This is a genomic window from Pseudomonas sp. DW-iso17, assembly GCF_058725345.1.
On the sequence record NZ_JBZXEA010000021.1, the window covers coordinates 251,696 to 264,910 of the forward strand.

The 13,215-nt window shown below is 61.5% G+C and carries 8 protein-coding genes and 1 pseudogene; all 9 read right to left on the minus strand.

All coding sequences use genetic code 11. The annotated features are described in order from the left end of the window. Nucleotides 1-20: 20 nt before the first annotated feature. The 9 genes and pseudogenes from AC4PS6_RS15540 to pilM all read right to left on the minus strand — a co-directional run bounded on the left by AC4PS6_RS15540 (nucleotide 21) and on the right by pilM (nucleotide 13,171). On the minus strand, nucleotides 21-1,439 hold the full coding sequence (locus AC4PS6_RS15540; RefSeq protein ID WP_003187920.1) for an FAD-dependent oxidoreductase: 1,419 nt from the start codon (nucleotides 1,437-1,439) through the stop codon (nucleotides 21-23). Nucleotides 1,440-1,471: 32 nt separating this feature from the next. Continuing rightward, nucleotides 1,472-5,917: a glutamate synthase large subunit gene (gene gltB / locus AC4PS6_RS15545; protein ID WP_019818335.1), complete on the minus strand. Its 4,446-nt coding sequence runs from the start codon at nucleotides 5,915-5,917 to the stop codon at nucleotides 1,472-1,474. Nucleotides 5,918-6,269: 352 nt separating this feature from the next. Then, a complete protein-coding gene (locus AC4PS6_RS15550) occupies nucleotides 6,270-7,844 on the minus strand; it encodes an SPOR domain-containing protein (RefSeq protein WP_014716583.1) in 1,575 nt (524 codons plus the stop codon). Nucleotides 7,845-7,853: 9 nt separating this feature from the next. Then, nucleotides 7,854-8,954, minus strand: a complete 1,101-nt coding sequence (aroB, locus tag AC4PS6_RS15555) for a 3-dehydroquinate synthase (protein WP_014716582.1) — start codon at nucleotides 8,952-8,954, stop codon at nucleotides 7,854-7,856. Between the two features lie 126 nt (nucleotides 8,955-9,080). After that, entirely contained in the window at nucleotides 9,081-9,599 is a 519-nt protein-coding gene (gene aroK, locus AC4PS6_RS15560) for a shikimate kinase AroK (RefSeq protein WP_003187914.1), read from the minus strand. A gap of 4 nt (nucleotides 9,600-9,603) precedes the next feature. Beyond that, nucleotides 9,604-10,860: pseudogene (locus AC4PS6_RS15565) on the minus strand (type IV pilus secretin PilQ); the annotation flags it as partial. A 138-nt stretch (nucleotides 10,861-10,998) separates the two neighbouring features. Further along, complete coding sequence (locus AC4PS6_RS15570) at nucleotides 10,999-11,970, minus strand: pilus assembly protein PilP (RefSeq protein WP_060767919.1); 972 nt, start codon at nucleotides 11,968-11,970, stop codon at nucleotides 10,999-11,001. Further along, nucleotides 11,967-12,518, minus strand: a complete 552-nt coding sequence (locus tag AC4PS6_RS15575) for a PilN domain-containing protein (protein WP_014716579.1) — start codon at nucleotides 12,516-12,518, stop codon at nucleotides 11,967-11,969. Before AC4PS6_RS15575 ends, AC4PS6_RS15570 begins: the two co-directional genes overlap by 4 nt. Next, nucleotides 12,515-13,171 (minus strand): type IV pilus assembly protein PilM, encoded by a 657-nt coding sequence (gene pilM / locus AC4PS6_RS15580; protein ID WP_336826775.1) that lies wholly within the window; start codon nucleotides 13,169-13,171, stop codon nucleotides 12,515-12,517. Before pilM ends, AC4PS6_RS15575 begins: the two co-directional genes overlap by 4 nt. Nucleotides 13,172-13,215: the final 44 nt, after the last annotated feature.

Sequence of the window (13,215 nt, forward strand, 5' to 3'; positions counted from 1 at the left end):
GCGGAGCGTGGGAACGATCATCAGACTTGCAGGTAGTCCAGGATACCTTCGGCGGCGTTACGGCCTTCGAAGATCGCGGTGACCACTAGGTCCGACCCACGCACCATGTCGCCACCGGCGAAGATCTTCGGGTTGCTGGTCTGGTGCTTGTACTGGCCTTGCTCCGGGGCGACGACGCGGCCCTGGCTGTCGGTCTGGATCTCGAACTGCTCGAACCACGGTGCCGGGCTTGGGCGGAAACCGAAGGCGATGACCACGGCGTCAGCCGGGATGATTTCTTCGGAACCCGGGATCGGCTCGGGGCTGCGACGGCCACGGGCATCCGGCTCGCCGAGACGGGTCTCGACCACCTTCACACCTTCGACGCGGTCTTCACCGACGATGGCGATCGGCTGGCGGTTGTAGAGGAATTTCACGCCTTCTTCCTTGGCGTTCTTCACCTCTTTGCGCGAGCCGGGCATGTTGGCTTCGTCACGGCGATACGCGCAAGTCACCGACTTGGCGCCCTGGCGGATCGAGGTGCGGTTGCAGTCCATCGCGGTGTCGCCACCGCCCAGCACCACGACCTTCTTGCCCTTCATATCGACGAAATCTTCCGGCGACTTTTCAAAGCCCAGGTTGCGGTTGACGTTGGCGATCAGGAAGTCGAGCGCGTCATACACGCCTGGCAAGTCCTCACCGGCAAAGCCGCCCTTCATGTAGGTGTAGGTGCCCATGCCCATGAACACCGCATCGTATTCGGCGAGCAGTTGCTCCATGGTGATGTCTTTGCCGATTTCGGTATTGAGACGGAACTCGATACCCATGCCGGTGAACACTTCACGACGGTGGCTCAGTACGGTTTTTTCCAGCTTGAACTCGGGAATGCCGAAGGTCAGCAAGCCACCGATTTCCGGATTCTTGTCGAACACCACCGGAGTCACGCCGCCACGCACCAACACGTCGGCACACCCTAGGCCAGCAGGGCCCGCACCGATGATCGCGACGCGCTTGCCGGTTGGCTTGACCTTGGACATGTCCGGGCGCCAGCCCATGGCGAACGCGGTGTCGGTGATGTACTTCTCCACCGAACCGATGGTCACCGCGCCGAAGCCGTCGTTGAGGGTGCAGGCCCCTTCACACAGCCGGTCTTGCGGACACACCCGGCCGCAGACTTCCGGCAGGGTATTGGTCTGGTGAGACAGCTCGGCGGCGGCGAGGATGTTGCCCTCGGCCACCAGCTTGAGCCAGTTGGGAATGAAGTTGTGCACCGGGCACTTCCATTCGCAATACGGGTTACCGCAACCCAGGCAGCGATGGGCCTGGTCGGCCGAGTGCTGGGGTTTGAAGGGTTCGTAGATTTCCACGAACTCTTTCTTGCGTTGACGCAACAGTTTCTTCTTCGGATCTTTGCGCCCGACATCGATGAACTGGAAGTCGTTATTCAGACGTTCAGCCATGTTAAAACCTCATCAAACTGTTCAGGCGCATATCACTGCGGGTTGGCACGGATGCTGGAAAGCAACGATTTCAGGTTGGCAGCCTTGGGCTTGACCAGCCAGAAACGACGCAGGTAATCATCGAGGTTTTCGGCGAGGTTACGACCCCATTCGCTGCCGGTTTCCTCGACGTACTCGTCCAGCACGTGCTGCAAGTGGTTCCGGTAGGACTCCATGGCTTCGCCGCTGATGCGCTGGATCTCGACCAACTCGTGGTTGACCTTGTCGACGAAGGTGTTGTCCTGGTCGAGCACGTAGGCGAAACCGCCGGTCATGCCCGAACCGAAGTTGTAACCGGTCTTGCCCAGTACCGCGACAAAGCCTCCGGTCATGTACTCGCAGCAGTGATCGCCAGTACCTTCCACCACGGTGTGGGCACCGGAGTTACGCACGGCGAAACGCTCACCGGCGGTACCTGCGGCAAACAGCTTGCCACCGGTGGCGCCGTACAAGCAGGTGTTGCCAATGATGGCGCTGTCCTGGGTCTTGTACACGCTGCCAGCCGGCGGGACGATGACCAGCTTGCCGCCGGTCATGCCCTTGCCCACGTAGTCGTTGGCGTCGCCTTCCAGGTACATGTGCAGGCCGCCGGCGTTCCACACGCCGAAGCTTTGGCCCGCAGTGCCCTTGAAGCGGAAGGTGATCGGCGCTTTCGCCATGCCCTGGTTGCCGTGCTTGCGCGCGATTTCACCGGAAATGCGAGCACCGATGGAACGGTCGCAGTTGCAGATATCCAGCGCGAATTCGCCACCGCTGGCGTCGTTGATCGAGGAGCCGGCCATTTCGACCATTTTCTCGGCCAGCAGGCCTTTGTCGAACGGTGGGTTGCGGTCCACCTGGCAGAACTGTGGCTTGTCTGCCGGGATGTGATCGCTGCCCAACAGCGGGGTGAGGTCCAAATGTTGTTGCTTGGCGGTCTGGCCTTCGAGGATATCCAACAGGTCGGTGCGACCGATCAGCTCTTCCAGCGAACGTACGCCCAGCTTGGCCAGCCACTCACGGGTTTCTTCGGCGACGTAGGTGAAGAAATTCACCACCATGTCGACGGTGCCGATGTAGTGATCCTTGCGCAGTTTTTCGTTCTGAGTCGCTACGCCGGTAGCGCAGTTGTTCAAGTGGCAAATGCGCAGGTATTTGCAGCCCAGGGCGATCATGGGCGCGGTGCCGAAGCCGAAGCTCTCGGCGCCGAGGATCGCGGCCTTGATCACGTCGAGGCCGGTTTTCAGGCCGCCGTCGGTCTGTACTCGCACCTTGCCGCGCAGATCGTTGCCGCGCAGGGTCTGGTGGGTTTCGGCCAGGCCGAGTTCCCACGGTGCACCGGCGTACTTGATCGAGGTCAGCGGCGACGCGCCAGTGCCGCCGTCGTAGCCGGAGATGGTGATCAGGTCGGCATAGGCCTTGGCCACGCCAGCGGCAATGGTGCCGACGCCGGCTTCTGCCACCAGTTTCACCGAGACCAGGGCCTGAGGGTTGACTTGTTTGAGGTCGAAGATCAGCTGCGACAAGTCTTCAATCGAGTAGATGTCATGGTGCGGCGGTGGCGAGATCAACGTCACACCCGGTACGGCGTAACGCAGCTTGGCGATCAGGCCGTTGACTTTGCCGCCGGGCAATTGCCCCCCCTCACCCGGCTTGGCGCCTTGGGCCACCTTGATCTGCAGCACTTCGGCGTTGACCAGGTACTCGGGGGTCACACCAAAGCGGCCGGTGGCCACCTGCTTGATTTTCGAGCTTTTGAGCGTGCCGTAGCGCGCCGGGTCTTCACCACCTTCGCCGGAGTTGGAACGCGCACCCAGGCGGTTCATGGCTTCGGCCAGGGCTTCGTGAGCTTCCGGCGACAAGGCACCCAGGGAAATACCGGCGGAGTCGAAACGCTTGAGGATCGATTCCAGCGGCTCGACTTGGCTGATGTCCATCGGCGTGTCCAGGGTCTTCACCTTGAACAAGTCGCGGATCATCGACACCGGGCGGTTATCCACCAGGCTCGTGTATTCCTTGAACTTGGCGTAGTCGCCCTGCTGCACAGCGGCTTGCAGAGTGTTGACCACGTCGGGGTTATAGGCATGGTATTCGCCACCGTGCACGAACTTGAGCAGGCCACCTTGCTGGATCGGCTTGCGCGCGCTCCAGGCCTCCAAGGCCAGGGCTTTTTGCTCGGCTTCGATGTCGACGAAACGCGCACCTTTGATGCGGCTCGGTACGCCACGGAAGCTCAGCTCGCAGACTTCTTCGGACAGGCCGATGGCTTCGAACAACTGAGCGCCACGGTACGAGGTGACCGTAGAGATGCCCATCTTCGACAGGATCTTCAGCAGGCCCTTGGTGATGCCCTTGCGGTAGTTCTTGAACACTTCATAGAGGTCGCCCAGCACTTCACCGGTACGGATCAGGTCACCCAGCACTTCGTACGCGAGGAACGGGTACACCGCCGAGGCGCCGAAACCGATCAGCACCGCAAAGTGGTGCGGGTCGCGGGCGGTGGCGGTTTCCACGAGGATATTGGAGTCGCAGCGCAGGCCTTTTTCGGTCAGGCGATGGTGAACCGCGCCGGTCGCCAGGGACGCGTGGATCGGCAACTTGCCCGGCGCGATGTGGCGGTCGGTCAGTACGATCTGGGTACGGCCGGCGCGCACGGCTTCTTCAGCCTGGTCAGCAACGTTACGTACAGCCGCTTCAAGGCCGAGGCTCTCGTCGTAGTTCAGGTCGATGATCTGGCGGTCGAAGCCTGGACGCTCCAGGGTCATCAGCGAGCGCCATTTGGCCGGAGAAATGACCGGCGAGCTGAGGATCACGCGGGACGCATGCTCAGGCGATTCCTGGAAGATGTTGCGCTCGGCACCGAGGCACACTTCCAGGGACATCACAATGGCTTCGCGCAGCGGGTCGATCGGTGGGTTGGTCACCTGGGCGAACTGCTGGCGGAAATAGTCGTACGGCGTGCGCACGCGCTGGGACAGCACGGCCATTGGCGTGTCGTCACCCATGGAGCCTACGGCTTCGTAGCCTTGCTCACCGAGTGGGCGCAGCACCTGGTCGCGCTCTTCGAACGTGACCTGATACATCTTCATGTACTGCTTGAGCTGGTCGATGTCGTAGAAAGCCGAACCGTGGTCGTTGTCTTCCATGGTCGCCTGGATGCGCAGGGCGTTCTTGCGCAGCCATTGCTTGTACGGGTGACGCGACTTCAAACGGTTGTCGATGGCGTCGGTGTCGAGGATCTGCCCGGTCTCGGTGTCCACGGCCAGGATCTGGCCAGGGCCCACACGGCCTTTGGCGATCACGTCTTCAGGCTTGTAGTCCCACACGCCGATTTCCGAGGCGAGGGTGATGAAACCGTTGGTGGTGGTCACCCAACGCGCCGGGCGCAGGCCGTTACGGTCGAGCAGGCACACCGCATAGCGGCCGTCGGTCATGACCACGCCGGCCGGGCCGTCCCACGGTTCCATGTGCATCGAGTTGTACTCGTAGAACGCACGCAGGTCCGGGTCCATGGTCTCGACGTTCTGCCACGCTGGCGGAATGATCATGCGCACGCCACGGAACAGGTCGATGCCGCCGGTGACCATCAGTTCGAGCATGTTGTCCATGCTGGAGGAGTCGGAACCCACGCGATTGACCAGCGGGCCGAGCTCTTCGAGGTCCATCAAATCGTTGGCGAACTTGGTGCGACGGGCCTGGGCCCAGTTGCGGTTGCCAGTGATGGTATTGATCTCGCCGTTGTGGGCGAGGAAGCGGAATGGCTGGGCCAGTGGCCATTTCGGCAGGGTATTGGTGGAGAAGCGCTGGTGGAACACGCAGATTGCGGTTTGCAGGCGCTCATCGCTCAGGTCTGGATAGAAGGCGGTGAGGTCCGCCGGCATCATCAGGCCTTTATAAATGATGGTCTTGTGGGAAAAGCTGCAGATGTAATGGTCGGTGTCGGCGGCGTTGAGCACCGACGAACGACGACGGGAGGTGAACAGCTTGATCGCCATGTCCTGGTCGCTCAGGCCATCGCCGGCGATGAACACTTGTTCGATCTGCGGCAGGCGCTCCAGGGCCAGACGGCCGAGTACGCTGGTGTCGATGGGCACTTTGCGCCAGCCGACGATCTGCAGGCCGGCGGCAACGATCTCGCGGTTCATGTTCTCGCGAGCGGCCTCGGCTTTTACCGGGTCCTGGTTGAAAAACACCATGCCCACGGCGTACTGCTTGGGCAGTTCGACCGCAAATTGCTCTTTGGCGACAGCACGCAGGAACTGGTCGGGCTTTTGAATCAGCAAGCCACAGCCGTCACCGGTCTTGCCGTCGGCGTTGATCCCACCGCGGTGGGTCATGCAGGTCAGGGCCTCGATGGCCGTTTGCAAAAGGGTATGACTGGGTTCGCCCTGCATGTGGGCTATCAGGCCGAAACCGCAGTTATCCTTGAATTCATCGGGTTGGTACAGACCTGCTTTCATAGACACTTTCTCACCAGGCTGCCTCTTATATCGAGGCAAATTTCTTTTCAATTCAACCGGTTACCTTCCACGCCGAACGTACGCCGGCTTAGCGGGGGCAAAAGGGAGGTCATTGTACACACCGACACAGACGCTCACAAATTTAGCGACGAAATGTCGCAAATCTATGTCGCATTTATGAAAGGTTTAAAGCGATATGCTGTGCTAGTCAAAACTTTTTTAATTCTGACCGCTACGACTCAAAAGCCACTGTGACGCAGACACCACAAAGCGCGCGGTCTCGGAAGACTGCACGCACTTGCGGATTTTTTTGAGGTGCCGGGAGGGCGGCCTGGGTAAGGCCGCCGGATCTTCAGCGAGTTGCTGCCAGTTCTTGTTGAACGCTGGCAACAGTGCGAGGCCAAGGTTTACCAGCCTGAACCTTCGCTGGCAAGGCTTTGATAGCAGAATCGGCTGCGGCGCGGCTTGGGAAGCTGCCGTAGGTGATCACGTAGAGAGGCTTGCCGTTGAGCACTTTCTTGAAATAACGGTACTGACCGCCCTGCTCTTTGACGAACGCCTGGGCGTTGGCTTCGGAGCTGGTGCCGAGGATCTGTACCACAAAGTTGCCGGTAGGCTGGCTGCTGTACCAGCTGCTGCCGGCGGCACCGGCCTTGGCCACGGTGGCGGCTGGTTTTTCAGCAGGCTTGGCGGCTGGCGCTGGAGCCGGCGCTGGTTTTGCTACCGGTGCCGGCTTGGCGGTGGCAACGGTCGGCGCAGGCGTTGGCTTGGCCGCTGGCGCTACCGGTGTGACTGGCGCTACCGGAGTGGCTGGCGTGCCAGCCGGTACGCCCGCAGGTGGCGCGGTGGTGGTCACAGTCGGCGGCGTGGCGCTGGAGCCTTCCACCGGCACTCCGTCGTCGCCTTCGGAGATGCCACCGGCTTCTTCTGCCAGCGGGCCGCGCATCACCGGTTGGCCGACCATCGGCAGGTTGGTCGGTTGGCCGGAGTTGGCAAATTCGACGTTTGGCGTGGGCTTGCCCAATGGCAACTGCGCCTGCTCAGTTGGCGCGCCGGTGGTTGTCGGTGCCTTGTTGCGACCCGGGATCAACCAGGCGGCGGCTACAGCGACCACGACAACGGCGGAAATAGCCAATACGTGCTTCTTAGGCATAGTGAACCCCATCTTTGGACGCTTGACCGCAGAGCGGCTGGCAATCATGGCTTCGATCATCGCATCGCGGGCAACCTGGTTGATGTTTCCAGGCCAGCCATCGGAGCTTTCGTGAATATCAGAGATCTGCGCAGCGGTGAAAAGTTCGATACCCGCCCCGGCGCCTTCAAGGCGTTGTGCCAGGTATTCGCGGGTTTCTTCCTCTTCGTACGGCTGCAACTCGATGACGTGGAACAGCTCCTGCTCACCACTGATCTGCTCCAGATCGGCGATCAGCGACGACTCACCGAACAGGAACACATGCGGGCGACCTTCCGGCGTGCCCGCCGCGAGCGCCAGCAGCGCTTCGAGGGCGGATTCGTCGAGCTGCTCGGCGTCATCTACCAGCAGGTAGACTTCCTGGCCGGTCAGGCCCAACTGCACCACTTGCTTGAGAATCGCGTTCGGCTCGGCATTGGAGACGTCCAACGCCTGCGCTACCTGGCGCAATACGCCGGCCGCATCACCGGCACCGCGGGCCGATACCACCACGCTCTGCACCGATTGCTTGTTGGTGCTGGCCACCAGCGCCTGGCGCAGCAAGGTCTTGCCGCTGCCCAGAGGGCCGGTGACCACCAGCAGCAACTGGCTGTAGCGCGCGAGGTGATGCAACTGCCCCAGTACCGGCTTGCGCTGGGCGGGGAAGAATTTGAAACCCGGCACCCGTGGAGCAAAGGGGTCGTGGCTCAAGTGGTAATGGCCGAGGAACGCCTCGTCGGCATGCAAACTAGTCATCGGGTCTTATTAACCTTTGAGCTGGGCCAGGGCGCGGTAATCCGCTCCCAGCGTGGCCTGTAGAATCTCTTTTGGATAATCGTCGGTCACCACGGCTTCGCCGATGTGGCGCAGCAGTACCAGTCGAAGTCGACCGTCGATCACTTTCTTGTCTATCGCCATATGTTCAAGGAAATCCGCCTCGGTCATATCCGTGGGCGGAATAACCGGCAAACCGGCGCGCTGGAACAGGCGGATACCGCGATCACGCTCTTGGGCGCTGATCCAGCCCAGGCGCTGCGACATGTCCAATGCCATCACCGTGCCAGCCGCTACGGCTTCCCCATGCAACCACACACCATAGCCCATGTGCGTTTCGATCGCATGGCCGAAGGTGTGGCCCAGGTTCAGTGTGGCCCGCACACCGGACTCGCGCTCGTCGGCATTGACTACCAGCGCCTTGGCCGCGCATGAGCGGGAAATCGCCTCGGTAAGCGCCACCTGGTCGAGGCCGCGCAAGGCGTCCATGTGCTCTTCCAGCCAGGTCAGGAACGGCTCATCGCAGATCAGCCCGTACTTGATGACTTCCGCCAGGCCGGCCGACAGCTCACGCGGTGGCAGGGTGTTGAGGGTAGCAGTGTCGATCAGCACAGCTTGGGGCTGATAGAACGCGCCGACCATGTTCTTGCCCAGCGGGTGGTTGATACCGGTCTTGCCGCCCACCGACGAATCGACCTGGGACAGCAAGGTGGTCGGCACCTGGATAAAATCCACGCCGCGCTGGTAGCAGGCCGCGGCAAAACCGGCCATGTCGCCAATCACACCGCCGCCCAGGGCGACCACAGTGGTTCGACGGTCATGGCGTGCGGTCAGCAGGCCATCAAAGATCAGCTGCAGGGTTTCCCAGTTTTTGTGGGCCTCGCCGTCAGGCAACACCACGGAGATCACCGAGTACGCCGCCAGGCTGCGGCTCAAACGCTCAAGATACAGCGGCGCGACCGTTTCGTTGGAGATGATCGCCACCTGTCGGCCGGCAATATGCGGCGCAAGCAGTTCGGGCTGGTCCAACAGACCTGCGCCAATGTGGATCGGGTAGCTGCGCTCGCCTAGATCGACCTTAAGTGTCTGCATGTGTCCCCGCGTTGAAGATGTATTGACGACCGGCACTGTCGATATCTCGACACCGCCTAGTGGCTCTACGCCATACCTTACAGGGTGATGGCGCGCCGCCGAGAATAGCGCATTTCGGGCCAGGCTTTAACGGGGTGGCAACCGTTGCAAGCGCTCGAGGATGTCGAGCACGACCATCCGAGGTGGCCGCTCATCGGTTTCCACCACTAGATCGGCGATTTCCCGGTACAGCGGATCGCGCAGCGCCAGCAGGTCACGCAGGGTTTTGGCCGGGTCGGCAGTGCGCAACAACGGGCGATTGCGATCACGGGCGGTACGGCCCACCTGCTGCTCGACCGACGCGTGCAAATACACCACTCGACCACCGGCATGCAGCGCCCGACGGTTTTCATCGCGCATGACAGCGCCACCACCGGTCGCCAATACCACGCCATCGCAGCCGCACAGCTCGGCAATCATCGCCTGCTCGCGGTCACGAAAGCCCAGCTCGCCTTCTTTATCGAAGATCCATGGGATATTGGCACCCGTGCGCAATTCAATTTCCTTGTCGGAATCTTTGAACGGCAGGCGCAGCTCTTTGGCCAGCAAACGGCCGATGGTGCTTTTTCCAGCCCCCATCGGCCCTACAAGAATCAAATTTCGCACAGAATCAACGACTCACAGCAATCGCCTGGTTATTCATGATACGCGGAGTCAGGAATACCAGCAGCTCGGATTTTTTCTCCGCCAGCACATCGCGCCGGAAAAGGCGGCCAAGATACGGCACATCGCCCAAAAATGGCACTTTATCTACCACTTTGCTCTGGGTGTTGGAGAAAACCCCGCCAATGACGATGGTCTCGCCATCCCTGACCAGAACCTTGGCGTTGACCTCGTTTTTCTTGATCGGCGGCACGTCATTGAGGCGATTCAGGTAGTCAGGCTCATCCTTGGTGACCTTGACCGCCATGATCACATGGTCGTCGGGGGTGATTTGCGGCGTGACTTCAAGCGACAGCGAAGCCTCTTTGAACGACACCGAGGTGGCGCCCTGGGAGGTGGATTCCTGGTAAGGAATCTCGGTGCCCTTGAGGATGCGTGCAGTCTCTTTGTCGGAGGTGACGACCTTGGGCTGCGAGACGATCTCACCGTTGCCGGTTTTTTCCATGGCGGTCAGCTCAAGGTCCAGCAACAGGTTGTCGGTGATATAGGCGATCCCCAGGCCCGAGGTTCCGGCCAGCGCCCCCAAGTCGACAAAGGGTGAACTGGGTGGGTTTTGCGGCGGCTCGGCACCCTCCGCCGGCGGCTTGGCAATACCGCCAACGCCGCCGTTGCCGCGGGTGAGCCGCCCACCCCAGCGCACACCCAGGCTTTTGTCGTAGTCGACATTGGCCTCCACAATCCGCGCCTCGATCATGACCTGGCGTAACGGGATATCCAGCTGCGCCACGATGCGCCGCAGCTCTTCGAGCCGCTCGCCAGTCTGGTAGGCGATGATGTTGTTGGTGCGGTCATCCACCGCCACCGAACCGCGCTCATCGGTGGCGCCCTCAAAGCCGGTCACCGACTGAAACAGCTTGGCCAGGTCGGCGGCCTTGGCGTAATTGACCTGCAGCAGCTCCCGACGCAAGGGCGCCAGCTCGGCCATCTGCTTGCGCGACTCCAGCATCAACAGCTCTCGGGCAGCCAATTCATCGGCGGGCGCCACCAGCAGCACGCCCGCCTTGACTCGCTTGTCCAAGCCCTTGGTTTGCAGTACCAGGTCCAGAGCCTGGTCCCAGGGCACATCCTTGAGCCGCAGGGTGATCGAGCCCTGCACCTCATCGCTGGTCACCAGGTTGAGCCCGGCGACATCGGCGATTTGCTGCAATACCGCACGCAAGTCGATGTCTTGGAAATTCAGGGTCAGTTTGGCGCCTGTATAGCTGACCGGCGGGGCGCTGTCGGGCGGCGGCAGTTGGATAAGGTCGAGGCGATTGGGCACAGCAGCAGCCATCGGTGCCGTGAACGCTATCCATAGCGCCACACCGAAGGACGAGAAGGTCCTTTTCATTGTTTGGTTCCGTTATGAGTTGACGTTCAGCACAAGGGTTCGCGGGCGTTCCAGCCAGGCACCCTGTCCATCGGGAAACAGCTCCACCAGCTCGACAGCAGCGTCTTGAATGGCCGTGACCTGGCCATGGTCCAGCCCCAGGTAATCACCCACCGCCAGCCGATACACCCTGGCCCCAGCCCGCAACAAGGCAAAGGCCTGCGCACCACGGGACAACGTGCCGACCATTTCGAACTGATCGAGGCGCATACCCTCCAACAGTCCCCGTGGCCGGGTGAAATCCGGGGCATGGGCCGGGCGGCCCGGAACGTGGGCTGCCTGCAAGGCGGGCGGCGTGAACGGGTCGCGCAAGGACGAGGGCTCGTAGACAAACAGCGGCCCTGGGTCGAGCACCGGACGGGCCTTGCCGTTTTGCAGGGTGCTGCGATAGGTCTTGGCGAGCATGCTCAGCCGTAACAAGGCGCCCTGATGCCCAAGCGTAACGTCCTGCACGGTGACTACCCGCGGCAGCCCACCCAAGGCACTGACAAACGTCGCCAGGTCGTGGTAAGCCCCGGAGGCGCTTACCTGCATGGGTTGTTCGATATAAAGCTGCCGAGGCGCTTCATCCAGCACGGTGATGCCGTCGACCCACACCCCATGGGCAGCCGCCAGCCGGGCAATGTCTTCCAGCACGGCAGGCACCTCGGACTCGCCGGGTAAATGCCCTAGAAGGCTGGCAAGGTTGTCTTCCATGCTCCGGACTTGCCGGGTGCGCAGCTCAAGGCTCGCGGCCAGGTCGGACTTTTCTGTGAGTTGCTGCTGCAGCGCCTGCTCCCGCGCCTCAAGCCCGTGCAATCGCTCCCGCTGCGGCCCCCCATGCGAAACCTCGCCCAGCACCAGCACCAGGCCGGCCAGCGCACAGCCAAGCAGCACCTTGCCCGGCAGGGACCATTTAGCAGCGTTGTAAGAGAGCGTGGAAAAATCGAGCCTGGGCAGGCTCATGGTTGCGCCTCGCTGGATTCTCCCTGGCGCACCATCAGCTGAAATTCGCTTTCGCCGCGCGCACCTTCGGCCTGCACGCGCTGCAGACGGGTCGAACTGGAACCCTGGGTTGGCTTGAGCTGCTGCATCAAACGGGCGATATCCTGGTTGCTTTCAGCCGTGCCGCGAATGCTGATGGTGTCGCCGTTTGCGACCACCTCATGCAGATGGACACCTTCAGGCACCGCACGCGCCAATTGCTCGAACAATCGAGCCCCGGAAGAGCGGGCATCGTGCAGGTCCTGAACCACCTTCATGCGTTCGGCCAGTTGCTGGCTTCGCTCCTGAAGATCGTCGATCGTCTTGATGCGCGAGTCCTGGGTGGCGATGTGCTCTTCCAGGCGGCTGTTGCGGCTTACCTGCCGGTCTATCGCCTGGTCGATCACTTGATCAGCCAACCACAATGCCGCGAGCGCCATGCAGGCAAACGCCAGCAATAGCACCAACAGGTATTTGCGCCTGCGCTCCGCCAGGGCCTGGCGCCAAGGCAAAAGATTGATTCGTGTCATCCAGCGAAACTCCTCAGGGCCAGCCCGCAAGCCACTCCCATCCCTTGGGCATCCAAGGCCCATTGTGCACCATCGACTCTGTGACCCGGCGTGAAGCTGGCAAAATCCTGAAGGCAAGCGCGCTGCAATGCAAACCCTTCTACATCAACCACCCGCGGCACCAGCCCCGCCAGGGCCAAAACCGCCTCGCGCGCTTCGACCTGCTCGCGCAGGCACGCCGCCAGCATCACCTTCACCCACTGTGGGCCTTGAGCCGATGGCCCTTGAACCTGAAAGTCGATGGCCACTTCATCCAATGGATAAGGGATGAACTGGTCGGCTTCCATCTGGATCTTCCAGGCCATTTCCTCGTCGCTGAGGCCTGCGTCCATGTCAATCAGCCGGGTAATTACCGACGGGCCCGCAACCGCCACGGCGGCGTACCGGGCCGAGGTACCCAGGCGCGACAGCGCCTGTTGCAGCCCCCGGCCCACACCCTCAAGGTCCAGCAGGGTGCCGTCGACCACCGCGTGGGGCGCCAGCACTTGCGTGGCGTAGCCCTGGACGCTGAAACCGCCGGATGAACGGCCCAGTTCGATCAGCTTGATGCCACTGTCATTGATATCGACCCCCAACACCGTGTCGACTTTTCGCCTGAAAAATCCCTTTCCCATAAAACTCCCCAAAACTTTCCCTGTCATACCGGCTGTCATCTCGC

What these genes read in the sequence shown, in the direction of transcription:
- aroB (WP_014716582.1), bottom strand. Translation starts at nt 8,954, where the DNA reads ATGCAGACACTTAAGGTCGATCTAGGCGAGCGCAGCTACCCGATCCAC.
- gltB (WP_019818335.1), bottom strand. Translation starts at nt 5,917, where the DNA reads ATGAAAGCAGGTCTGTACCAACCCGATGAATTCAAGGATAACTGCGGT.
- AC4PS6_RS15550 (WP_014716583.1), bottom strand. Translation starts at nt 7,844, where the DNA reads ATGACTAGTTTGCATGCCGACGAGGCGTTCCTCGGCCATTACCACTTG.
- AC4PS6_RS15570 (WP_060767919.1), bottom strand. Translation starts at nt 11,970, where the DNA reads ATGAGCCTGCCCAGGCTCGATTTTTCCACGCTCTCTTACAACGCTGCT.
- AC4PS6_RS15540 (WP_003187920.1), bottom strand. Translation starts at nt 1,439, where the DNA reads ATGGCTGAACGTCTGAATAACGACTTCCAGTTCATCGATGTCGGGCGC.
- pilM (WP_336826775.1), bottom strand. Translation starts at nt 13,171, where the DNA reads ATGGGAAAGGGATTTTTCAGGCGAAAAGTCGACACGGTGTTGGGGGTC.
- AC4PS6_RS15575 (WP_014716579.1), bottom strand. Translation starts at nt 12,518, where the DNA reads ATGACACGAATCAATCTTTTGCCTTGGCGCCAGGCCCTGGCGGAGCGC.